At 64.3% G+C, this 23,657-nt stretch carries 21 protein-coding genes; 2 read left to right on the top strand and 19 right to left on the bottom strand.

Going from position 1 to position 23,657, the window contains the following annotated elements; all coding sequences use genetic code 11:
• Positions 1-26 precede the first annotated feature (26 nt).
• The 4 genes from glmM to G4D77_RS25565 form a co-directional block, all read right to left on the bottom strand.
• Positions 27-1,370 (bottom strand): phosphoglucosamine mutase, encoded by a 1,344-nt coding sequence (gene glmM, locus G4D77_RS25580; protein WP_154833857.1) that lies wholly within the window; start codon positions 1,368-1,370, stop codon positions 27-29.
• Between the two features lie 16 nt (positions 1,371-1,386).
• Positions 1,387-2,223, bottom strand: coding sequence for a dihydropteroate synthase (gene folP, locus G4D77_RS25575; RefSeq protein WP_016447468.1), 837 nt, complete (start codon positions 2,221-2,223; stop codon positions 1,387-1,389).
• Between the two features lie 138 nt (positions 2,224-2,361).
• Positions 2,362-4,284 carry an ATP-dependent zinc metalloprotease FtsH gene (gene ftsH, locus G4D77_RS25570; RefSeq protein WP_016447469.1) on the bottom strand — a complete coding sequence of 641 codons (1,923 nt, stop codon included), beginning with the start codon at positions 4,282-4,284 and terminating at the stop codon, positions 2,362-2,364.
• A 170-nt stretch (positions 4,285-4,454) separates the two neighbouring features.
• Positions 4,455-5,108, bottom strand: coding sequence for an RlmE family RNA methyltransferase (locus G4D77_RS25565; protein WP_026062160.1), 654 nt, complete (start codon positions 5,106-5,108; stop codon positions 4,455-4,457).
• A 31-nt stretch (positions 5,109-5,139) separates the two neighbouring features.
• Here G4D77_RS25565 and G4D77_RS25560 point away from each other — a divergent pair, with 31 nt between their 5' ends.
• Entirely contained in the window at positions 5,140-5,613 is a 474-nt protein-coding gene (locus G4D77_RS25560; RefSeq protein ID WP_012206726.1) for a YhbY family RNA-binding protein, read from the top strand.
• A 13-nt stretch (positions 5,614-5,626) separates the two neighbouring features.
• A complete protein-coding gene (locus G4D77_RS25555) occupies positions 5,627-6,421 on the top strand; it encodes a hypothetical protein (protein WP_016447471.1) in 795 nt (264 codons plus the stop codon).
• Positions 6,422-6,497: 76 nt separating this feature from the next.
• On the opposite strand, the gene G4D77_RS25550 is transcribed toward G4D77_RS25555, so the two are convergent.
• The 15 genes from G4D77_RS25550 to G4D77_RS25480 all read right to left on the bottom strand — a co-directional run bounded on the left by G4D77_RS25550 (position 6,498) and on the right by G4D77_RS25480 (position 23,648).
• The gene (locus tag G4D77_RS25550) at positions 6,498-6,941 is read right to left on the bottom strand and encodes a DUF4149 domain-containing protein (protein ID WP_016447472.1); all 444 of its coding nucleotides are present in this window, start codon (positions 6,939-6,941) and stop codon (positions 6,498-6,500) included.
• Between the two features lie 44 nt (positions 6,942-6,985).
• A complete protein-coding gene (greA, locus tag G4D77_RS25545; protein ID WP_016447473.1) occupies positions 6,986-7,462 on the bottom strand; it encodes a transcription elongation factor GreA in 477 nt (158 codons plus the stop codon).
• A gap of 251 nt (positions 7,463-7,713) precedes the next feature.
• On the bottom strand, positions 7,714-10,962 hold the full coding sequence (gene carB, locus G4D77_RS25540; protein ID WP_016447474.1) for a carbamoyl-phosphate synthase large subunit: 3,249 nt from the start codon (positions 10,960-10,962) through the stop codon (positions 7,714-7,716).
• A complete protein-coding gene (gene carA, locus G4D77_RS25535; protein ID WP_016447475.1) occupies positions 10,955-12,127 on the bottom strand; it encodes a glutamine-hydrolyzing carbamoyl-phosphate synthase small subunit in 1,173 nt (390 codons plus the stop codon). Before carA ends, carB begins: the two co-directional genes overlap by 8 nt.
• Positions 12,128-12,301: 174 nt before the next feature.
• The gene (locus G4D77_RS25530; protein ID WP_154833843.1) at positions 12,302-13,093 is read right to left on the bottom strand and encodes a TrmH family RNA methyltransferase; all 792 of its coding nucleotides are present in this window, start codon (positions 13,091-13,093) and stop codon (positions 12,302-12,304) included.
• A gap of 64 nt (positions 13,094-13,157) precedes the next feature.
• On the bottom strand, positions 13,158-13,865 hold the full coding sequence (gene rnhB, locus G4D77_RS25525) for a ribonuclease HII (protein ID WP_016447477.1): 708 nt from the start codon (positions 13,863-13,865) through the stop codon (positions 13,158-13,160).
• Positions 13,828-15,018: a lipid-A-disaccharide synthase gene (gene lpxB / locus G4D77_RS25520; protein ID WP_016447478.1), complete on the bottom strand. Its 1,191-nt coding sequence runs from the start codon at positions 15,016-15,018 to the stop codon at positions 13,828-13,830. The genes rnhB and lpxB overlap by 38 nt, the downstream gene beginning before the upstream one ends.
• Before the next feature lie 21 nt (positions 15,019-15,039).
• On the bottom strand, positions 15,040-15,837 hold the full coding sequence (gene lpxA / locus G4D77_RS25515) for an acyl-ACP--UDP-N-acetylglucosamine O-acyltransferase (RefSeq protein WP_016447479.1): 798 nt from the start codon (positions 15,835-15,837) through the stop codon (positions 15,040-15,042).
• Between the two features lie 7 nt (positions 15,838-15,844).
• Positions 15,845-16,285: a 3-hydroxyacyl-ACP dehydratase FabZ gene (gene fabZ / locus G4D77_RS25510; protein WP_012206736.1), complete on the bottom strand. Its 441-nt coding sequence runs from the start codon at positions 16,283-16,285 to the stop codon at positions 15,845-15,847.
• A complete protein-coding gene (gene lpxD, locus G4D77_RS25505) occupies positions 16,282-17,289 on the bottom strand; it encodes a UDP-3-O-(3-hydroxymyristoyl)glucosamine N-acyltransferase (RefSeq protein WP_016451336.1) in 1,008 nt (335 codons plus the stop codon). Before lpxD ends, fabZ begins: the two co-directional genes overlap by 4 nt.
• 24 nt (positions 17,290-17,313) lie before the next feature.
• Positions 17,314-17,823 (bottom strand): OmpH/Skp family outer membrane protein, encoded by a 510-nt coding sequence (locus tag G4D77_RS25500; protein WP_016447481.1) that lies wholly within the window; start codon positions 17,821-17,823, stop codon positions 17,314-17,316.
• Positions 17,823-20,120 carry an outer membrane protein assembly factor BamA gene (gene bamA, locus G4D77_RS25495; protein ID WP_016447482.1) on the bottom strand — a complete coding sequence of 766 codons (2,298 nt, stop codon included), beginning with the start codon at positions 20,118-20,120 and terminating at the stop codon, positions 17,823-17,825. Before bamA ends, G4D77_RS25500 begins: the two co-directional genes overlap by 1 nt.
• Positions 20,121-20,165: 45 nt before the next feature.
• Positions 20,166-21,536, bottom strand: a complete 1,371-nt coding sequence (gene rseP, locus G4D77_RS25490; protein ID WP_193726201.1) for an RIP metalloprotease RseP — start codon at positions 21,534-21,536, stop codon at positions 20,166-20,168.
• Positions 21,537-21,618: 82 nt separating this feature from the next.
• Entirely contained in the window at positions 21,619-22,797 is a 1,179-nt protein-coding gene (ispC, locus tag G4D77_RS25485) for a 1-deoxy-D-xylulose-5-phosphate reductoisomerase (RefSeq protein ID WP_047218936.1), read from the bottom strand.
• On the bottom strand, positions 22,794-23,648 hold the full coding sequence (locus tag G4D77_RS25480; RefSeq protein ID WP_016447485.1) for a phosphatidate cytidylyltransferase: 855 nt from the start codon (positions 23,646-23,648) through the stop codon (positions 22,794-22,796). Before G4D77_RS25480 ends, ispC begins: the two co-directional genes overlap by 4 nt.
• Positions 23,649-23,657: the final 9 nt, after the last annotated feature.

The following is a 23,657-nucleotide window of genomic DNA, read 5'->3' as shown; positions in this document are numbered from 1 at the left end:
ATGGCCGGGAACGTGCCGCCCGCCGCTCAGGGCGTGGGTGAATTCTTCGCCACGCTGGCCAGGCGCTCGGCGCAGCGGCTGGCCTGGTCGCCATCGCGTGCCTCCACCATCACGCGCAGCAAAGGCTCGGTGCCGCTGGCGCGGATAAGCACGCGCCCCGTATCGCCCAATTCGGCCTTGACGGCCTCGGTGGCTTCCTCCAGCTGGGTGTTGCGCTTCCAGTCCTGGCCCGGCTGCAGCCGCACGTTGAGCAATACCTGGGGAAACAGCTGGACTGAAGACAGCCACTGCGACAGGCTCTTGCCCGAACGCACGCAGGCCTGCAGCACCTGCAGCGCGCTGACCAGGCCATCGCCCGTGGTGTGCTTGTCCAGCGCCAGCAGATGGCCCGAGCCCTCGCCCCCCAGGGTCCAGCCCTGCCGGTGCAGCTCCTCCAGCACATAGCGGTCGCCGACCTTGGCGCGCACAAAGCCCACACCCTGGGACTTCAGCGCCACCTCCACGGCCATATTGGTCATCAGTGTGCCCACGGCGCCCGGCACGGCCTCGCCACGCGCCAGCCGGTCGGCCGCCATCAGGTACAGCAGTTCGTCGCCGTTGTAGAGCCGGCCTGCCGCATCGACCAGCAGCAGCCGGTCGGCATCACCATCCAGCGCCACGCCGAAGTCGGCCTTGTTCGCTCGCACGGCCAGCACCAGGGCCTCGGGATGGGTGGCACCCACGCCTTCGTTGATGTTCAGTCCATCGGGTGCACAGCCAATGGCCACCACATCGGCCCCCAGTTCATGGAAGACCTTGGGGGCGATCTGGTAGGCCGCGCCATGGGCCGCATCGACCACGATCTTCACACCCTTGAGCGTGAGCGCATGGTCGAAGGTGCTCTTGCAGAACTCGATGTAGCGCCCTGCCGCGTCTTCAAGGCGCCGGGCCTTTCCCAGAGCGGCAGAATCGACCCATACGGGATCTTCGGTCAAGGCCTGCTCGACCTCTTCCTCCCAGGCATCGGGCAGCTTGGTGCCCTGTGCGCTGAAGAACTTGATGCCGTTGTCGTAATAAGGGTTGTGGCTGGCGCTGATGACCACGCCCAGGCTGGCGCGCTGGGCGCGCGTCAGATAGGCCACGCCCGGCGTGGGCAGGGGGCCCAGCAGCATCACGTCCACGCCGGCAGAGTTGAACCCGGACTCCAGCGCGCTCTCCAGCATGTAGCCCGAGATCCGCGTGTCCTTGCCGATCAGCACCATGGGACGGGCTTCCTTGCGCCGCAGCACACGGCCCACGGCATGCGCCAGGCGCAGCGCGAAGTCGGGGGTGATGGGCGAGCGGCCCACCAGGCCGCGAATTCCATCGGTACCAAAATATGTGCGTGCCATAGTGCTCCTTTGTTGTTCAGTCGTTGTCGTGCATGGTCTGCCAGACCGTCAATGCCGCCACCGTATCGGCCACGTCGTGCACGCGCACCACGCGCGCGCCACGCTCCACCGCCAGCAGTGCCGCTGCCACGCTGGGCACCATGCGCTGGCCCTGCGGACGGCCACTGACCTGCCCGAGCGAGCCCTTGCGCGACCAGCCGGCCAGCAGCGGGAAGTCTAGGCCCAGCAATTCATGCTGGCGTGCAAGCAGGGAAAAATTCTGTGCCACGCTTTTGCCGAAGCCGATGCCATAGTCCCAGACGATGCGCTCCCGCGCCACGCCCCGGGCCAGCAGGGCATCGCTGTGCAACTGCAGGAAATCGCGCACGGCGGGCACGGCATCGCCTTGCATGGGCGTGGTCTGCATGTCCTGCGGCGTGCCATGCATGTGCATGAGACAGATGCCGCAGCTCGGGTGCGCGGCCACCACCTGCTGCGCGCCCGGCTGGCGCAGCGCCCAGATGTCGTTGACGATGTCGGCCCCCAGATCCAGCACGGCCTGCATGACCTCGGGCTTGTAGGTATCGACGGAGACAGGCACGCCCAATTGCACCGCGCCCTGCACAACAGGCAGCACGCGCCGCAACTCCTCATCCAGCGGAACAGCCGGTGAGCCGGGCCTGGTGGACTCGCCGCCAATATCGAGGATGTGCGCGCCCTCACTGACCAGTTGCTCTGCATGCCGCAAGGCCTGCTCCACCGTGTTGTGCCGCCCGCCGTCGGAAAACGAGTCGGGCGTCACATTGACGATGCCCATGACCAGTGGACGCTGAAGGTCTAGAACAAAGCGCGAAGTCTGCCATTGATGCGGCATGGGATTTCCTGAAGGTAGGCGCCTGCCGGACCGGGTTCATCGCTGGCCGTTGCGGGCAATTGAACACATCCTGCAAGCAAAGCAAAAGGGCCCCTCAGGGCCCTTTGCATGGGATTGACCGATTCTGCGGCAAGCAGCTCAGGCCGTGGTGGGCGCAGGGTCGGCATCCACTGCCGGCGTGCCGCCGGACGAGTTGCCACCGTCGGACGACGGAGGGTTGCGCGGCACCCAGTCCTTGGGAGGACGCGGCTCACGGCCGGCCATGATGTCATCGAGCTGCTCGGCGTCGATGGTTTCCCAGTCGAGCATGGCCTTGGCCATGGCATGCATCTTGTCGGAGTTGTCCTCGATCAGCTTGCGCGCCAGTCCGTACTGCTCGTCGATGATGCGGCGAACCTCCTGGTCCACCTTCTGCATCGTCTGCTCGCTCATGCTGTTGGTCTTGCTCATCGAGCGGCCCAGGAAAGGCTCGCCTTCCTGCTCCGCATAGACCATGGGACCCAGCGCGTCGGTCATGCCGTAGCGGGTGACCATGTCGCGTGCGATCTGCGTGGCCCGCTCGAAGTCGTTGCTCGCGCCCGTGGTCATCTGGTTCATGAACACTTCTTCGGCAATGCGTCCACCGAACAGCATGGCGATCTGGTTGAGCATGAACTCCTTGTCGTAGGAGTAGCGGTCCTTCTCGGGCAGGCTCATGGTCACGCCCAGCGCACGGCCGCGCGGGATGATGGTGACCTTGTGCACGGGATCGCACTTGGGCAGCAGCTTGCCGATCAGTGCGTGGCCTGCCTCGTGGTAGGCCGTGTTGCGGCGCTCTTCCTCGGGCATGACCATGCTCTTGCGCTCGGGGCCCATGATGATCTTGTCCTTGGCCTTCTCGAAGTCCTGCATCTCGACGGTGCGCGCATTGCGGCGCGCGGCCATCAGGGCTGCTTCGTTGCAGAGGTTGGCCAGATCGGCACCCGACATGCCAGGCGTGCCGCGCGCGATCACGCCCGGATTCACGTCCTGGCCGACAGGGATCTTGCGCATGTGCACATTGAGGATCTGCTCGCGGCCGCGGATATCGGGCAGCGTCACATACACCTGGCGGTCGAAACGGCCGGGGCGCAGCAGCGCCGCATCCAGGATGTCCGGACGGTTGGTCGCAGCCACGACGATCACGCCGAGGTTGGTCTCGAAGCCGTCCATCTCGACCAGCATCTGGTTCAGGGTCTGTTCACGCTCATCGTTGCCACCGCCCAGGCCTGCGCCGCGCTGGCGGCCCACGGCGTCGATTTCATCGATGAAGATGATGCAGGGTGCATTCTTCTTGGCGTTCTCGAACATGTCGCGCACGCGGGCCGCACCCACGCCGACGAACATTTCAACGAAGTCGGAGCCCGAGATGCTGAAGAACGGGACCTTGGCCTCGCCCGCAATGGACTTGGCCAGCAAGGTCTTGCCGGTACCCGGAGGCCCGACCAGCAGCAGACCACGCGGAATGCGGCCGCCGAGCTTCTGGAACTTGTTGGGGTCCTTGAGGAAGTCCACGACTTCCTTGACCTCTTCCTTGGCTTCGTCGCAGCCTGCAACGTCGGCAAAGGTAACGGTGTTGTTGTTCTCGTCCAGCATGCGCGCCTTGCTCTTGCCGAAGCTGAAAGCACCGCCCTTGCCGCCGCCCTGCATCTGGCGCATGAAGTACACCCACACGCCGATCAACAGCAGCATGGGCCCCCAGCTGACGAGCAGGGTCATGAGGACCGAGCCTTCTTCGCGGGGCTTGACGTCGAACTTGACGTTGTTGTTGATCAGGTCACCCACGAGCCCGCGATCCAGGTAGGTGGCGGTGGTGCGCACCTTGCGGTCATCGTTGGTCGTGGCCACGATCTCGGTGCCGCCGGGGCTTTCCTGGATGGTGGCGCTCTTGATGCGGTTGCTGCGCACCTCTTCCAGGAACTCGGAGTAACCGACATGGGACGCGCCGGCGCCGCCACGGGTGTCAAATTGTTTGAACACCGTAAACAGCACCATGGCGATGACCAGCCAGACGGCAATTTTTGAAAACCACTGATTGTTCAAGCGGGGCTCCAATGGGGATACAGATAAAACGACTTCCAGCGTGCTCGAAGCGTATTTGCGGTTCATTTTAGGTGTTTCAAGCTGGCTGGTCGCCTATATCCCTCTATAGCAGCCATAGCTTGAATGCGGTCTTGACCCGCGTCAGGGCCGCGCCGGGCGGCTGCGCAGGGCTACTTGAGCCCCATACCCACCAGAAACGTCTCCGAAGACTTGTCGCGCGAGGACTTGGGCTTGATCGGCTTGACCACCTTGAAGGTCTGCCGGAACAGCGCCACCAGGTCGTCGTAGGCCCCGCCGTGGAAGAGCTTCACGACCAAGGCCCCTTCAGGTTTCATATGGTGGATGGAGAAATCAACCGCCAGCTCCACCAGCAGCGCAATGCGCGCCGCATCTGTCGTACCGTTGCCCGACAGGTTCGGAGCCATGTCGGAGACCACCACGTCGGCCTTGCCCCCGCCCAGGGCCTCCTGGAGCTGGGCCAGAACCGGCTCCTCGCGGAAATCGCCCTGGATGTACTGCACGCCCTCAATGGGCTCCATGGGCAGCAGATCCAGCGAGATGATGCGGCCGTTGAGAGCGCCGACGGCCGCCCCGTTGGGCGACAGGCAACGGCGCACATACTGGCTCCAAGCCCCGGGTGCGCAGCCCAGGTCCACCACCGTGGCACCCGGCCGGATGAGCTTGAGCTGCTCGTCGATCTCCTTGAGTTTGTAGGCCGCGCGCGCGCGGTAGCCGTCCTTCTGGGCGGCCTTGACGTAAGGATCGTTGACGTGGCTGTTGAGCCAAGCCTTGTTGACCTTCTTGCTTTTTGTTTGGACTTTCATGCTGGATTCTTTCAGCCTCGATAATACGGCCATGCCCCAAATTCAATTGACTCCCGCCGAGCGCCGGGAACACCGCGCCAACGCACACCACCTGGACCCCGTGGTCCTCATCGGGGGTGACGGCCTGACGGCTGCCGTGCAAAAGGAGGTCAACGCCGGCCTTAACGCACATGGCCTGATCAAGGTCCGTGTCTTCAACGACGACCGCGCCGCACGCGAGCAGATGTATCTGCAGCTGTGCGACGAGCTTGGCGCTGCACCCATTCAGCACATCGGCAAGCTGCTCGTGCTCTGGCGCCCCATGCCGGAAAAGGAAAAAGCCATCGACGAGAACCGCATGCCCGGCCCTCGCGATGTCAAGCTGCTCAAGTTCAGCAAGCGCTCGGGCCAGAAGCCCGAGGTCAAGCAGATCCGCGTGCTGGGCAACCAGCGCCTGACGGCAGGTGGCCAGGTCAAGCGCGCCAAGCCCAAGCAGAAGTCGGTCAAGAAGCGTCAGGCAGACTGAGTCCGCCGCATCCATGACCGTAGCATCCCATGCCGCCAGCGTGGCCCAGGCCGCGCAACCGCCCTCCGCCTCCCCCTCTGCGCAGCAGCGCTTCGTGATCTGCATGAAGTGGGGCAAGAAGTACGGTCCGGAGTATGTCAACAGGCTCTACGCCATGGTGCGTCGGCATCTGAAGGGCGATTTTCGCCTTGTCTGCCTGACCGATGACGGCGTGGGGATTCGCGACGAGGTCGAATGCCTGCCGATTCCTCCGCTGAACCTGCCCGCGGGCATTCCGGAGCGCGGCTGGAACAAGCTCGCCACCTTCAGTGCCGACCTGCACGGCCTGCGCGGCACGGCGCTGTTTCTTGACGTGGACGTGGTCATCACCGGGCCGCTGGACGATTTTTTCACCGAGCCCGGCGAGTTCCTGATCATCCACGACTACAAGCGTCCGTGGCGCATCACGGGCAATTCCTCGGTGTACCGCTTCGAGCTGGGTGCCCACCCCGAGGTGCTGGACTACTTCCGCACGCATTTCGAAGAGATACGCCGCAACTTTCGCAATGAGCAGGCCTATCTGTCCGACATGCTGCACAAGCAGGGCAAGCTCAAGTACTGGCCGCAGGCTTGGTGCCCCAGCTTCAAGTACCACTGCATTCCCGCATGGCCGACGAACTACTGGAAGCCGCCCTTCGTGCCGGATGGTGCGCGCGTGGTGATCTTCCACGGCGAATGCAACCCGCCTGACGCGTTGGCCGGCCGGCGCAATCGGCGCTTTCGCTATATCCGGCCTGCCACCTGGGTGGCCGAGCACTGGCACGAGTGAGCAGCTCGACCCACAAAAAACGCCCGCGCTTGCGGGCGTTTTCGTTTGGTATGGTGCCGAACCGGCAGGACCGGGATCAGGCCGTGGCCCGGGTGTTCGCTTGAGACGAACGGCCTATGCGCCACAGCACGACGAGCGCACACAGCCACTGCAGCGCATACATCACCGTGCCCACGCTGTGCCACAGCTTGAGGTTGTCGCGTGCAACGATGCGCGGCGACACGCCGTACTGGACGACAAATGCCAGCAGCATGCCTGCGATCACAAAGCCCAGGCAGGCCTTGGCCCAGGGCTGCAGGACCGACTCCTTGCTGCGCCGGGACAGGACCAGCAGCACGGCCGCGCAGGCGATGGACACCCAGGTCTGCGCGGCAAACAGCTTGGCAGCCATGAAGCCCGCGACAGCCGGCGTGGGCAAGTGGGCGAACAGCATGGGCACGGCCATGAAGCCGATGGCCGACAGGCTGCCCCACCACAGGGCAGCAGCCAGCAGGGGAACGCGCTCGTACAGGTTGCTCATGGGCTTAGGCCTTCCTCAACGATCGAGGCACAGGCACCGACGCATCAGAGGTAGCGCACCGACACCACTTCATAGCGGCGCTCGCCGCCCGGTGCCTGCACGACAGCGGTATCGCCTTCTTCCTTGCCGATCAGCGCGCGTGCGATGGGGCTGGAGACGTTGATCAGGCCCAGCTTGAGATCGGCCTCGTCCTCGCCGACGATCTGGTACTTGACCGTGTCGCCGCTGTCCTCGTCTTCGAGTTCAACCGTTGCACCGAAGACCACGCGGCCGCCGGCATCCACGGCGGAGGGATCAATGATCTGGGCTGCGGACAGCTTGCTCTCTACCTCGGCAATGCGGCCCTCGATGAAGCCTTGGCGGTCCTTGGCGGCCTCGTACTCGGCGTTTTCGCTCAGGTCGCCCTGGGCACGGGCCTCGGCGATGGCCTGGATGATGGAAGGACGCTCCACGGTCTTCAGACGGTGCAGCTCGTCCTTGAGTTTCTCGGCTCCGCGCTTGGTGATGGGAATGGTGGCCATTGAAAAGTCTCCATGTGCAGCAAACGCCGCGCGTTGCGCGGCTTCTTTGGCACAGGCGGGCCGGCAGTATGGCGGCAGGGCCTGCGCCCCAAAAGCAAACCGCCGCACGTTGCCGCGCGGCGGTTTCATCAAGTCATGTGGTCCATTATGCCGCGTTTGACCACCAGCTTCGGTGGGAAAACCCGGCGGCACTGTCGGACAGTGCCGCCGGCTGCACCTCGTCAGAAACGAGGGGCGGCAGCGCGGAAGGATCAGGCCGTTTGCAGCTGGGCGTGCAGTTCCTGGACGGAGTGCACATCCATGTTGCCCATGGACTTCATGCCTTCGACGGCGGCTTCGGCACCGAAGATGGTGGTGAAGGTGGTCACGCGCGCCAGCAGGGCGCTGGTGCGGATGGCTCGCGAGTCGGCGATGGCGTTGCGACGCTCTTCCACCGTGTTGATGACCATGGCGATCTCGCCGTTCTTGATCATGTCCACGATGTGGGGACGGCCCTCGGTCACCTTGTTGACGAGCTGCACCTCGATACCTGCCTCGGAGATGGCCGCTGCCGTGCCGCGCGTGGCGCACAGCACGAAGCCCATGGCAGCCAGTTCCTTGGCCACGGCCACGGCGCGCGGCTTGTCGGCGTTCTTCACGGTCAGGAAGACCTTGCCCTGGGTGGGCAGTGCCACGCCGGCGCCCAGCTGGCTCTTGACGAAGGCTTCGCCAAAGGTCTTGCCCACGCCCATGACTTCGCCAGTGGACTTCATCTCGGGGCCGAGGATGGTGTCCACGCCCGGGAACTTCACGAACGGGAAGACGGCTTCCTTGACGCTGAAGTACGGCGGCGTGACTTCCTTGGTGATGCCTTGCTGGGCCAGCGTGTCGCCGGCCATGCAGCGCGCAGCCACCTTGGCCAGCTGGATGCCCGTGGCCTTGGAGACGAAGGGCACGGTGCGCGAGGCACGCGGATTGACTTCCAGCACGTAGATCACGTCGCCATCGGCCGTTTCCTTGATGGCGAACTGCACGTTCATCAGGCCGACCACGCTCAGCGCGTTGGCCATGGCAGCCGTCTGGCGCTTGATCTCGGCCACGGTCTCGGGCTTGAGGTAGTAAGGCGGCAGCGAGCAGGCGGAATCGCCCGAATGCACGCCGGCCTGCTCGATGTGCTCCATCACGCCGCCGATGAAGACGGCGCCTTCGCGGTCACGCACGCAGTCCACATCGCACTCGATGGCGTTGGACAGGAAGTGGTCCAGCAGCACGGGCGAGTCATTGCTGACCTTGACGGCTTCGCGCATGTAGCGCTCCAGGTCGCGCTGCTCATGCACGATTTCCATGGCACGGCCACCCAGCACATAGCTGGGACGCACGACCAGGGGGTAGCCCAGGCCGGCCGCCTTTTCCAGCGCTTCGGGCTCGGTGCGGGCCGTGGCATTGGGCGGCTGGCGCAGGCCCAGCTCATGCAGCAGCTTCTGGAAGCGCTCGCGGTCTTCGGCCGCGTCGATCATGTCGGGCGTGGTGCCGATGATGGGCACGCCTTCCTTTTCCAGGCCCAGGGCGAGCTTCAAGGGCGTCTGGCCGCCGTACTGCACGATGACGCCGACCGGCTTCTCGACAGCCACGACTTCGAGCACGTCTTCCAGCGTCAGCGGCTCGAAATACAGGCGGTCCGAGGTGTCGTAGTCGGTGGACACGGTTTCGGGGTTGCAGTTGACCATGATGGTTTCATAGCCGTCCTCGCGCATGGCGAGCGCGGCATGCACGCAGCAGTAGTCGAACTCGATGCCCTGGCCGATGCGGTTCGGGCCACCGCCCAGCACCATGATCTTTTTCTTGTCCGTCGGCTCGGCTTCGCACTCCTCGTCATAGGTGGAGTACATGTAGGCCGTGTCGGTGGCGAACTCGGCAGCGCAGGTGTCCACGCGCTTGAACACGGGGCGCACGCCCAGTGCCTTGCGCGCCTCGCGCACGGCCTTGTCGGTGCTGTGCAGCAGCTTGGCAAGGCGGCGGTCGGAGAAGCCCTTTTGCTTGAGCGTGCGCAGCGTGGTGGCGTCCAGTGCAGCCAGCGCGGCATCGCCCTTTTCCTCGTAGACCTTGTCCAGTTCGAGTTCGATCTTGACGATCTCTTCGATCTGCACGAGGAACCACTTGTCGATCTTGGTGATGTTGTGCACTTCGTCCAGCGTCCAGCCGGCAGCAAAGGCGTCACCCACATACCAGATGCGGTCCGGACCTGGTTCGCCGAGTTCCTTTTCGAGGATCTCGCGGTCCTGGGTCTTTTCGTTCATGCCGTCCACGCCGACTTCCAGGCCGCGCAGCGCCTTCTGGAAGGATTCCTGGAAGGTGCGGCCAATGGCCATGACCTCGCCCACGGACTTCATCTGCGTGGTCAGGCGGTTGTCGGCAGCCGGGAACTTCTCGAATGCGAAACGCGGGATCTTGGTGACCACGTAGTCGATCGAGGGCTCGAACGAGGCAGGCGTCTTGCCGCCCGTGATGTCGTTCTTGAGTTCGTCCAGCGTGTAGCCCACGGCCAGCTTGGCAGCGACCTTGGCGATGGGGAAGCCCGTGGCCTTGGAGGCCAGCGCCGAGGAGCGCGACACACGCGGGTTCATCTCGATGACGATCATGCGACCGTCCTTCGGATTCACCGAGAACTGCACGTTGGAGCCCCCCGTGTCCACACCGATCTCGCGCAGCACCGCCAGCGAGGCGTTGCGCATGATCTGGTATTCCTTGTCGGTCAGCGTCTGCGCGGGCGCCACGGTGATCGAGTCGCCGGTGTGCACGCCCATGGGGTCCAGGTTCTCGATGGAGCAGATGATGATGCAGTTGTCCGCCTTGTCGCGGACGACTTCCATCTCGTACTCCTTCCAGCCGAGCAGCGATTCCTCGATCAGCAGCTCATTGGTCGGCGACGCTTCCAGGCCGCGCTTGCAGATGGTCTCGAACTCTTCGGGGTTGTAGGCAATGCCGCCGCCCGTGCCGCCCAGCGTGAAGCTGGGGCGGATGACGGTGGGAAAGCCCATTTCCTTTTGCACGGCCCAGGCTTCGTCCATCGAATGGGCGATGCCCGAGCGTGCCGAACCCAGGCCGATGCGCGTCATCGCATCCTTGAACTTGAGGCGGTCCTCGGCCTTGTCGATGGCCTCGGGCGTGGCGCCGATCAGCTCGACCTTGTACTTGTGCAGCACGCCGTTGCGCCACAAGTCCAGCGCGCAGTTCAGCGCGGTCTGGCCGCCCATGGTCGGCAGGATGGCGTCGGGACGCTCCTTGGCGATGATCTTCTCGACCGTCTGCCAGGTGATGGGCTCGATGTAGGTGACGTCGGCCGTGGCCGGGTCGGTCATGATCGTGGCAGGGTTGCTGTTGATCAGGATGACCTTGTAGCCCTCTTCGCGCAACGCCTTGCAGGCCTGCACGCCGGAGTAGTCAAACTCGCAGGCTTGGCCGATGACGATGGGACCGGCGCCAATGATCAGAATGCTTTTGAGGTCGGTGCGCTTAGGCATTTTTGTGTTTCTCCATCAGCGCCGTGAAGCGATCAAACAGGTAGGCGATATCGTGCGGGCCGGGCGAAGCCTCGGGGTGGCCCTGGAAGCAGAACGCAGGCTTGTCCTTGTGCTCAAGGCCTTGCAGCGTGCCGTCGAACAGGCTGATGTGCGTGGCGCGCAGCGTGTCGGGCAGGGACTCCATCTCCACGGCAAAACCGTGGTTCTGGCTGGTGATGCTCACGCGGCCGTTGTCCAGGTCCTTGACGGGGTGGTTGGCGCCGTGGTGGCTGTTGGCCATCTTGAAGGTCTTGGCGCCAGCGGCCAGGGCCATGATCTGATGACCCAGGCAGATGCCGAAGACGGGCTTGCCGGACTCCACCAGTTCCTTGGTCGCGGCAATGGCGTAGTCGCAGGGCTCCGGGTCGCCAGGGCCGTTGGACAGGAAAACGCCGTCGGGGTTGAGTGCCAGCACATCCTTGGCGGGCGTCTTGGCCGGCACCACGGTCAGCTTGCAGCCGCGCTCGGCCAGCATGCGCAGGATGTTGAACTTCACGCCGAAGTCATAGGCCACCACATGGAAACGCGGGGCCTGCTGCTGGCCGTAGCCTTCGCCCAGCTTCCACTCGGTTTCCGTCCATTCGTATTGCTGGGCGGCGCTCACCACCTGGGCCAGATCCAGGCCCTTCATGCTGGGGGCCGCCTTGGCCGCAGCCAGTGCCTCGTCGATGCGCGCCTGGGTCACTTCTTCGCCAGCGGCCAAACCGACGATGGCGCCGTTTTGTGCGCCCTTGTCGCGCAGCAGCCGTGTGAGCTTGCGCGTGTCGATGTTGGCAATCGCCACCGTGCCGCTGCGCGTGAGGTAGTCGGGCAGGGTCTCGGACTTGCGGAAGTTGCTGGCCAGCAGCGGAAGGTTCTTGATGATCAGGCCCGCCGCATGGACCTTGCCAGCCTCGACATCCTCTGCGTTGACGCCGTAGTTGCCGATGTGCGGATACGTGAGCGTCACGATCTGCTGGCAGTAGCTGGGGTCGGTGAGGATTTCCTGGTAGCCGGTGATTGCCGTGTTGAAAACGACTTCACCAACCGTGGTGCCTTGCGCACCGATCGAGTTGCCAACAAAGACCGTGCCGTCTGCGAGCGCCAGGATGGCGGATGGGAATGCTCCCTTGAGAGACAAAAGCACTGGGTTCTCCGGTTCTAATTACGGTTACGCCCAGCGTGCCGCACGGACGGGTCCGTGCGGTTTACAGCTTGTCTGCAGGGGGTGGCGAGGAAGCGTCGCTAGGCGTATTGTGGAATGCTTGAAAGCCGCCCATTATAGGCTGGTCGCGCTTCAGCCTCCTGACAGGAGGCGGGATTACCCTTGACGTGAGCCGGCACTCACGCTGCTTGCGTGCAGGCATATCGCCGCTGCCGCAGCCACGTTCAGAGACTCTTCACCACCCGGCTGGCCGATGCGCACATGCTGCGCCGCCTGCTGCATCAGCGCCTCGCCAACGCCCTGCCCTTCATGGCCCATGGCCCAAGCACATGGCCAGGGCAGAGCCGCGCTCTGGATCAGTTCACCTTGATGGGAACTGGTCACGATCAGGGGCAAGCCAAGCGCACTCAGATCCTCGGGTGACGCCGACTCCACCAGGTGCAGCCCGAAATGCGCGCCCATTCCGGCGCGCAGCACCTTCTGGCTCCACAGCGCAGCCGTGCCCTTCAAGGCCACGATCTGGCCGAAGCCGAAAGCGGCCGCACTGCGAAGAATGGAGCCCACGTTGCCTGCGTCCTGCACACGGTCGAGCACCACGGTGGCCACGCCGGCACGCACGGCCGCCGACGCCTGCCAGTCCATCAGAAAGCCGATGCGCGCCGGAGACTCTAGTCCGCTGACCTCGGCAAACACGGCATCGGACAGCACCACGCACTTGCCTGCGCCCTGCACCCACTCCCGCGGCACCTGAGGCCAGAAGGACTCTGCCACCACGGCCATGGCGGGCTGCATGCCGCGCGCCAGGGCAGCACGGCACAGATGGTCCCCCTCCAGCCAGACACGTCCTTGTTTGCGGTAGGCCCCGCTGTCCTGGGCAAGCCTTCGCAAATCCTTGACCAGGGCGTTGTCACGGGACTGGATCGATGTAGCGGCAGGTTGTCGGCTCATGGCAAGGCTTCCGGGCAAAGAGAACAGCGAAGAACAGCGCCACGGGCGCAGAAAGCGAAGGCGCTCAGGCCGACAGCAGCAAGGCCTGCGCGCCCTGCGCCGCAGCGGCCACGCGGGCGGCTGCCAGCGGCTCGGCCCTGCGGGCAATGCTCACGACATGGGCCACGGGCGCGAAGGTTCGTCGGTGCTCCTGGCAGGCGCCATGCAGGCGCAGCGCGGCAAGATGGGCCGCCGTGCCATAGCCCTTGTGGCCGTCGAAGCCGTATTCCGGGTATTGCTCATGCAGGCGCTGGCACCACCGATCCCGCGTGACCTTGGCAAGAATGGAGGCCGCCGAGATGGACTGCACCAGGGCGTCGCCCTTGACGATGGCCTCGGCCTGCACATCCAGCACGGGCAACTGGTTGCCATCCACCAGAACCAGTACCGGCTTCAATCGCAGGCCCAGCACCGCGCGGCGCATGGCCAGCAGCGTGGCCTGCAGGATGTTCAGGCGATCGATCTCTTCGACCGAGGCCTCGGCAATGCTGCAGCACAGCGCCTTGGCACGGATCTCGTCATAGAGTGCCTCGCGGCGCGCAGCCGTGAGCTTCTTGGAATCGTTCAGACCCTCGATGGGATGGAGATCGTCAAGAATGACAGCGGCGGCCACCACGGGGCCGGCCAACGGGCCGCGGCCCGCTTCGTCCACGCCCGCAACCAACCCCGGCGGATGCCAGGGCAGGCACGCCTGTTCAGGCGGCAGTGGGGGCAATGATTTTCTCGATCGCATGGGCGGCCAGTTCGGCAGTATCGCGCCGCAATTCATGGTGCAGCGCTGTGAAGCGCTGTACCAGCGCTTCGACGGTTGAAGGGGAATGCTCGCAGGCCTGCAGCCATTGCAGCACGGCCGCGCTCAGCGCCTGGGGCGTTGCCGCATCCTGGATCAGCTCGGGCACGACGAAATCGCCGCACAGGATGTTGGGCAGGCCCACCCAGGGCTGCAGTTGCTTGCCACGCATCAGACGCCAGCTCCACGGGTGCATGTTGTAGCCGATCACCATGGGCCGCTTGTACAAGGCGGCTTCCAGCGTGGCCGTGCCGCTGGCTATCAGCGTCACGTCACAGGCTGCCAATGCGTCATGGGACTGGCCGCGCACGATGTGCAGCGACGAAGCCATGCCGGCTTGCGCGGCAATGCGCTGCAGCTCGTCGAATTGCGAAGGCACAGCAGGCACTACTATTTTAATAGCTGGCAGCGCCTTCCGAACCAAAGCTGCCGCCTGAAAGAAGCGGGCAGCCAGGTAACGTATTTCAGAGCGCCGACTGCCGGGCAGCACGGCCAGCACCAGACCATCTTCGGGCAGCCCTAACCGGCGGCGTGCAGCTGCGCGGTCGGGCTGCAGCGGAATCACGCTGGCCAGGGGATGGCCCACGTAGGTCGCGTCTATGCCATGGCGGGCCAGCAACTCGGGCTCAAAGGGGAAGATGCACAGGACATGATCGGCCGCGCGGCGGATCTTGTCGACGCGATCGGCACGCCAGGCCCAGATCGAAGGACAGACGAAATGCACGGTCTTGATGCCCGCAGCACGCAGATCGGTTTCCAGCCCCAGGTTGAAGTCCGGCGCGTCGATGCCGACAAAGACGGCCGGCCGCTGCTGGAGCAGTCGCTGACGCAGCTGGCGTCGGATATTCAGAATCTCGGCCAGCCGGCGAAACACTTCCCAGCTGTATCCATGCACGGCCAAGCGCTCGCTGGACCACCAGGCTTCAAAGCCGCGCTGCTGCATCTGCAGCCCGCCGATGCCAAAGGCCGAGGCCTCTGGCCAGCGGGACTGCAGCCCACCCAGGAGCAAGGACGCCAGCAGGTCGCCAGAGGTTTCTCCGGCGACCATGGCAATCGATGGACTCAGGCGCGCCGATGGCGCCGCGTTCTCTGTCATGCCGTCCTTTCGCGCGCCAGATCAGCGCGCAATGCCCCGGGTCGAAGCCGCCAGGAAATCCAGCATCAGCGATACATCGGCCGCGGCCTCGGGCAGTTCACCCTCCAGCGAAGCAATGGCTTCTCGCGCAGCTTCAAGGGTCAGTCCCTGGCGGTACAGCAGACGATGCATCTGCTTGACGGCCTGAATGCGCTGCGACCCGAAGCCGCGACGGCGCAAGCCTTCGATATTGAAGCCGCGCACGGCCAGCGGATTGCCATCCACCATCATGAAGGGCGGTACATCCTGCGAGATATGGCTGGCAAAGCCGGCCATGGCATGGGCACCCACCTTGGTGAACTGGTGCACACCCGTCAGGCCGCCCAGGATGACATGGTCGCCCACGTGCACGTGGCCGGCCAGGGTAGCGTTGTTGGCCAGGATGGTGTGGCTGCCGACAACGCAGTCATGAGCCACATGCACATAGGCCATGATCCAGTTGTCGTCGCCGATGGCCGTGACGCCCTGGTCCTGCACGGTACCGGTGTTGAAGGTGCAGAACTCCCGCACCGTGTTGCGGTCACCGATAACCAGCCGGGTAGGCTCGCCTGCGTACTTCTTGTCCTGGGGCTGCGCGCCCAGGGACGCGAACTGGAAAATCCGGTTGTCGCAGCCAATGCGGGTATGGCCTTCAACAACGCAATGCGCGCCGATGGTGGTGCCGGCGCCGATTTCCACATGCGGTCCGATGACGGCATAGGCGCCGACCGACACCGACGAATCCAGCTGCGCAGCGGAATCTATCAGTGCCGTGGGATGGATGCGTTCAATGCCAGCCATGCGCCCGTCAGCCCACGTTGCGCATGGTGCACATCAGCTCGGCTTCGCAGGCCACTTCGTCCTCGACGCGGGCCACGCCCTTGAACTTCCAGATGCCGCCGCGCACACGGTCGATGGTGATCTCCAGCACCAGCTGGTCGCCCGGCTCCACGGGACGCTTGAAGCGCGCCCCGTCGATGCCCACGAAGTAGTAGATGTTGTTCTCATCCGGAACCTGGCCCATCGCATCGAAGGCCAGAAGGCCGGCCGCCTGCGCCAGCGCCTCCAGGATGAGCACGCCAGGCATGACAGGGCGGCCCGGGAAATGGCCCATGAAATAGGGCTCGTTGAACGTGACGTTCTTGATCGCCTTGATGCGTGTATTGCGCTCAAGCTCCGTGACCTTGTCCACCAGCAGGAAGGGGTAGCGGTGGGGCAGTTGCTTGAGAATTGCGTGAATATCCATCATTGCGTTCCGTTATGGCCTTGATCCGCCGATTGCTGCAGTTGCCGCTCCAGGGCCTTGATGCGATCGCGCATGGAGTGCAGCTGCTTCAGCGTCGCAGCATTTTTTTCCCATTTGGCGTTTTCATCCACGGGAAACATGCCCGTGTAAACACCTGATTGTGTCAGCGAACGGGTCACTACCGTCGCTGCCGAAATATGCACCCGGTCAGCCAGCTGCAGATGGCCCAGCACGATGGCCCCGCCTCCCACGGTGCAATGCGCGCCAATGCGCGCGCTGCCGGCCACCCCCACGCAGCCGGCCATGGCCGTATGCCTGCCGACATGCACGTTGTGACCGATCTGGATCAGGTTGTCGAGCTTGACCCCATCCTCGATCACCGTGTCGTCCAGCGCACCCCGGTCTATGCAGGTATTGGCGCCGATTTCCACATCGTCGCCGATCCGCACGCCGCCGAGCTGCTCGATCTTCACCCATGCGCCGTTCTCGGGCGCGAACCCAAAGCCGTCCGCCCCCAGCACCACGCCGGAATGCAGCAGACAGCGCGCGCCCACATGGCAGTTCTCGCCAATGGTGACGCGCGACTTGAGCACAGTGTGGGCACCGATCGTGGCACCCTCCTCGACCACGCACAGCGGGCCAATGGTGGCCGATGCATCAACGATGGCGCTCTCGTGCACCACGGCGCTCGGATGGATACCGGCCGGCGCCACGGGCCTGCAGTTTCGCTTCCACCACTGCGTGGCCCTGGCGAAATACGCATACGGATCAGGGACCACGATGCAGGCACCCCGCTGCTGCGCCAGCTCACGCATGGCGGGCGCCACAATAACGCAGGCCGCCTCGGAGGCGGCCAGTTGCTGGCGGTAGCGGGGGTTGCTCAGAAAACTGAGATCCCCGGCCCCGGCAGAGTCCAGCGGTGCGATGCGGGAGATGGACATCTCCCTTTCGCCACCGACCAACTCGCCACCGAGTGCATCGAGGATCTGGCCCAACAATACGCTCACGGCATGCAGCCCTGGACAGCTGGCTTACTTGCCGCCGCCGTTCAGCGCCTTGATCACCTTGTCAGTGATGTCGTACTTGGGGTTGATGTAGACGGCTTCCTGGAGGATGACGTCGTACTTCTCGGATTCGGCCACTTGCTTGACCACCTTGTTGGCGCGTTCCAGCACCTGGGCCAGTTCTTCGTTCTTGCGGGAGTTCAGGTCTTCCTGGAACTCACGGCGCTTGCGCTGGAACTCGCGGTCCTGATCCACCAGCTGGCGCTGGCGCGAGACGCGCTGGCTTTCGGCCATGGTGGGAGCTTCACGCTCGAACTTCTCCGAAGCGCTCTTGAGCGAGTTGCCCTGGTCAATCAGCTCCTTCTCACGCTTGGAGAATTCCTGCTCCAGCTTGGACTGCGCAGCCTTGGCAGTCGATGCTTCACGGAAGATGCGATCCGTATTCACAAAGCCGGCCTTGAACTCCTGGGCGTGCGCGGAAACGGCCATGGCGCCAAGCAGCACAGCCAGGGAAAAATGGCTAGATAGAGATTTCATTAGAAAGAGGTTCCGATTTGGAATTGCAGTCGCTGGATTTTATCCCCGGTCTGCTTGCGGATGGGTTGAGCAAAGGCCAGGCGCAGGGGACCCAGCGGGGAAATCCAGCTGATGCCCAGGCCCGTGGATGCCCGCAGCTCCCCGAGATCGAAGTTCTCGTTGGCTCCGTAGACATTGCCCACATCGAGGAATGTAAAAAGACGCAAAGTCCTGTCATTGCCGGCACCAGGGAACGGAACCATGAACTCGGCGTTCAATGTCACCTTCTTGGAGCCGCCAAGCGCCAGGTTTTCCTTGGTGTCGCGCGGACCCAGCGAGCCCTGCTCGAAGCCACGCACCGAGCCCAGGCCGCCCGAGAAGAAGTTCTTGAACAGCGGGAACGGACGGCCATTGAGGCCCTTGCCGTAGCCCAGTTCACCGTTCAGTGCCAGCGTGTACTTCTTGCTCAGAGGGATGTACTGCTGGATCTGGTAGTTGGCTCGCACATAGCGGGCCTCGCCACCCACCGACCACTCGGTGTTCAGGCGCTGGTAGAGACCGGAGTTGGGCGCCAGCGCGCTGTCACGGCTGTCGCGCGACCAGCCCAGGGTCAGCGGTATGCCGGTGTTGGAGTAGCCGTACTTGTCGGCATAGTCCTTGTACGCCTGGGGCAGGTAGGTGCCGGGCTTGATTTCGGAGCGTTCAACGCCGCCGCCGAAGTAAACGGTGTCGATCTCGCTGAAGGGAACGCCAAAGCGGACGCTGCCGCCCGAGGTGACGATCTTGTAGGCCGCATCGTCGTAGTAGGGACGGTCAGTGCGGTAGTACAGGTCGTAGGTGCGCGAGATGCCGGTGTCCGTGAAGTACGGGTCCGTGGTCGACAGCACCATGGTGCGGCGGTACTTGCTGGTGTTCACGTCCACGCCCAGGTAGTTGCCTGAGCCGAACACGTTTTCCTGCTTGATGCCGAAGGACAGCGAAACCTTTTCAGCGCTGGAAAAACCAGCGCCCAGCTGCAGCGAGCCGGTGGGCTTTTCAGCCACCGAGATGACCAGATCCACCTGATCAGGCGAACCCGGCACTTCCTGGGTTTCGACGTTGACTTCGGTGAAGAAGCCCAGACGGTCCACCCGGTCGCGCGACAGGCGAATCTTGTCGCCGTCGTACCAGGAAGCCTCGTACTGGCGGAATTCGCGGCGGATCACTTCGTCGCGCGTGCGGTTGTTGCCGCTGAGATTGATGCGTCGCACATAGGCGCGGCGAGAAGGCTCGGCGTGCAGCACCAGGGCCACCCGGTTGGTCGCACGGTCGATGTCCGGCACGGCCTCGACGCGCGCGAAGGCAAAGCCGAAGTTGCCGAAGTGCTCGGTGAAGGCCTTGGTCGTTGCCGTGACCTGATCGGCGTTGTAGGGCTCGCCGGGCTTGATCTTGACCAGGGACTTGAATTCGTCGTCGCGGTCCAGGTAGTTGCCTTCCAGCTTGACGCCGGAGACCACGAAACGCTCGCCTTCATGGATGTTCAGGGTCAGCGAGATGGTCTGCTTGTCGGGCGAGATCGCCACCTGGGTGGAGTCCACGCGGAATTCCAGGTAGCCACGCTGCAGGTAGTAGGAGCGCAGCGTTTCCAGGTCGGCGTTGAGCTTGTTGCGCGCATAGCGGTCCGACTTGGTGTACCAGCTCATCCAGTTGCCGGTGTCCTGGTCAAAAAGGTCCTTGAGCGTGGATTCGCTGAAGGCCTTGTTCCCGACGATATGGATCTCGTTGATACGGGCGGGATCACCTTCGGTCACCGTGAAGGTCAGGTTGACGCGGTTGCGCTCGATGGGCGTGACCGTCGTGACGACTTCGGCGCCATACAGGCTGCGGTTGATGTACTGGCGCTTGAGCTCCTGCTCCGCGCGGTCGGCAAGTGCCTTGTCGAACGGACGCCCCTCGGCCAGGCCCACATCGCGCATGGCCTTTTGCAGGGTTTCCTTGTCGAATTCCTTGGTGCCGGCGAAGTTCACTTCGGCGATGGTCGGGCGTTCTTCGACCACGACGACGAGCACGTTGCCGTTGGCTTCCAGGCGGATGTCCTTGAACAGGCCCAATGCGAACAGCGAGCGGATGGCGGCTGCACCCTTGTCGTCGTCATACTGGTCACCCACGCGCAGGGGTATGGAAGCGAAGACCGTGCCCGGCTCCACGCGCTGAAGACCTTCGATGCGGATGTCCTGTACGCGGAAGGGCTCCAGTGCCCAGGCTGCATTGGCAGCCAAAACCATGGCAGCCAGGGTCGATGCAGCGCGCACGCCCAGGCGATTGATACGTTTAGTCATGAATGGATTTGCCGCCGCTGCGGCTTGCCGAAAACGGCTGAAAAGTTAGCCCCAAAGCCGGTTGATATCGTTGAAAAAGGCGACGGACATCATCATCATCAAAACCGCCACGCCTGCACGCTGCAAGCGTCCGGCCCAGACTTCCGACACGCTTCGGCCAGTCACGCCCTCCCAAAGATAATACATCAGGTGCCCACCATCGAGCACCGGCAGGGGGAGCAAGTTGAGAACCCCCAGGCTGATGCTGATCAGCGCCAGGAACGAGAGATATTGGACCAGGCCCATGCTGGCCGAACGCCCCGCGTAGTCGGCAATGGTCAGGGGCCCGCTGATGTTCTTGAGCGAGGCCTCGCCGATCACCATGCGGCCCATCATGCGCAGTGTCAGCGACGACAGCTCCCAGGTGCGCTGCACGCCGGCCCACAGGCCCTCCAGCGGACCGCGCTGCACCAGCGCCATTTCCGGGGCGCTGCCGATGTAGGCGCCGATGCGGGCGATGCTTTCCTTGCCGTCTTCCGATCGGCCCAGGTCGGGCAGCACCGGGATCTGCAACTGCCGCCCCTCGCGCTCCACCAGCCAGATCTGCTGCTGGACCTGGCCCGATGCGCCCATCTTGCGGATGAGATTGCGCAGCTGCGTGCCATCGTCCACCGAGGTGCCACCCACGCGCAAAACCAGATCGCCCTGGCGCAGGCCCGCCTTCTCGGCGGCACCACCGGCAATCACCTTGTCCAGCACGGGCTGCGTCCAGGGACCAAGCAAGCCCAGGCGCTCGAAGAAGGCGGCATCGGGCTCGCCCTGAACCTGACCAGCCAGCGCGAGCCGCAGTTCGGACGGGGCGGTGCGGCGGGCCTGGACCACCTCCATGCGCACGGACTCGTCATCGAGCGCTGCACGGGTCAGCGTCCAGCGCAGATCATTGATGGAGCGGACCTCTTCCCATTCCTGGTCACCCAAAGCCATGCGCAGCACGCGATCGCCGCCTTGAACACCCGCCATCTGCAGCACCGTGCCTGCTGGCGGTGTTGCCAGCCGTGCAACGGGCTCCTGCATGCCGACCCAATTGACGATGGCCAGCAGCGCAATGGCCAGCACGAGATTGGCCACGGGACCTGCGGCCACGATGGCTGCACGCGCACGCAGCGGCTGGGTGTTGAATGCCAGATGGCGCTGGTCGGCAGGCACCTCGCCCTCACGCTCATCGAGCATGCGCACATAGCCGCCAAGGGGCAGTGCACCGATGACAAATTCCGTGTCCGAACCCTTGCGCTTCCATCGCAGGATGGGGCGGCCGAATCCGACGGAAAAGCGAAGCACCTTCACGCCGCAAGCCACGGCGACGCGGTAGTGGCCCCACTCATGCACGGCAATCAGCAAGCCCAGTGCGACCACGAATGCGACAACGGTCAGCAACAATTGATACTCCTTTGAATCCAATGCGCCTCTGGATTCCGCCGCAGGCCCATCAAGAAAACCATCCTGACCTGCGAAGCCGGCATCACAGCTGCCACTGCCGCGCCACGGTCTGCGCGATTTCGCGCGCCTGCGCGTCCAGGGCCAGCAGGTCTTCCAGGCTGCCCAGTGTAGGCGGCAGCAAGGTCTCGAGCGTGCGCAAATTCACAGCGTGGATACGGTCAAATGCCAGGCGCCGCTCCAGGAAGGCGGCAACGGCGACTTCGTTGGAAGCGTTGAGAACCGCCGTGGTTCCCTCGCTGGCGTGCAGCGCCTGCCAGGAAAGGTGCAGGCCCGGAAAGCGCACGGCATCCGCCTCCTCGAAGGTCAGGGCCGACAGCTTGGCGAAATCCAGGGGCGCCGCACCGCTGGCGATGCGGCGGGGCCAGGCCAGGCCGCAGGCGATGGGCACGCGCATGTCGGGCGTACCCAGTTGCGCGAGCACCGAAGCATCCTTGAACTGCACCATGGAGTGTACGATCTGCTGCGGATGGATGACGACCTTGATCTTGTCAGGCGCCATGTCGAACAGCCAGCGGGCCTCGATCACCTCCAGCGCCTTGTTCATCATGGTGGCCGAGTCCACGGAGATCTTGCGCCCCATGGAGAAATTCGGGTGCGCGCAGGCCTGCTCCGGCGTGATCTCGGACAGGGTGGACGGATCGCGCAGGCGAAAAGGCCCGCCCGAGGCTGTGAGCAGCAGACTGTCCACGCGATCGGGCCAGCTGGTGCGGTCTTCGGGCAGGCACTGGAAGATGGCCGAGTGCTCACTGTCAATGGGCAGCAGCGTTGCGCCGTGGCGCTTGACGGTGTCCATGAACAGGGCGCCGCCAACCACCAGCGCCTCCTTGTTGGCCAGCAGCAAGCGCTTGCCGGCGCGTGCGGCGGCCAGGCAAGGCGCCAGGCCCGCCGCACCGACGATGGCCGCCATGACGGCATCGGCTTCAGGATGCGAGGCGATCTGCTCCAGCGCGTCAGGCGACTGCAGCACTTCGGTGGCCAATCCATTGCTGCGCAGCTGCTCAGCCAGCAGCCTTGCATGCGGCGCGCTGGCCATGACGGCGTAGCGGGGCTTGAATTCGGCACACTGGCGCAGCATCAGGTCCACCTGCGTGGCCGCGCTGAGCGCAAAGACTTCGTAGTGATCGCGGTGGCGCGCCACCACATCCAGCGTATTGGTACCGATGGAGCCTGTGGAGCCCAGGACGGTGATTTTCTGCTTCATGAATGCGCGAAAGAGGAAAGCATCAGGGCCAGCGGCAGGGTCGGCAGCAGGGCATCGACGCGGTCGAGGACGCCGCCATGACCGGGCAGCAGGCCACTGCTGTCCTTGACGCCGACGCTGCGCTTGACCAGGGATTCGACCAGGTCGCCGACCACGCTCATCGCGGCCATGAAAACAACCGCCAGCAGCAGGAACCAGGCCCCGCGCGCCAGCAGCAATGAATAGAAACTGGGCACGGCCACCGCGTAGTGGCGGTCAGCCCAGACCCAGACCAAGGCCAGCACCACAACGCCTGCCATGCCGCCCCATACGCCTTCCCAGCTCTTGCCGGGGCTGATCGTGGGAGCCAGCTTGGATTTGGTGAATTTCAGGCCCAGGGTCCGTCCTGCGAAATACGCGAACACGTCGGCCACCCAGACCAGCACCAGCACCGACAGCAGGAAGTTGATGCCCATCATGCGCGCCTGCACCACGGCAACCCAGGCCAGCCACAAGGCAAGCACTCCACCGACCAGGCGCACAGGCGCAGCAATGCGCGGCCAGCCAGCCACGCCGGCACGCAGCAGCGCCCCGCCACCCAGCACCCAGGCAGCACCGGCAACAATCCAAAGCGCAGACAGGGGACGCTCCAGCCAGCCGGCAGCCCAGGCGCCCAGGCACATCGCCGTGCAGATGGCGCCTATGCCGATGGCGCCTGCGGTGCCAAAGCCGTTGAGACGCCCCCATTCCCAGGCACCTGCCGCCATGAGCACGAGCACGACCACGGCGAACGGAATACCCGTGGGATAGAACAGCGCAGGCAACAGGATGGCCAGCAGGATCAGGGCGGTGATGACTCGCTGCTTGAGCATGGCTCCCCC

It is taken from the genome of Delftia sp. WY8 (genome assembly GCF_018437695.1).
Lineage (GTDB): Bacteria > Pseudomonadota > Gammaproteobacteria > Burkholderiales > Burkholderiaceae_C > Comamonas > Comamonas tsuruhatensis.
The sequence above is the reverse complement of the archived record's forward strand: the minus strand, read 5'-3'. Positions and strand labels throughout refer to the sequence as shown.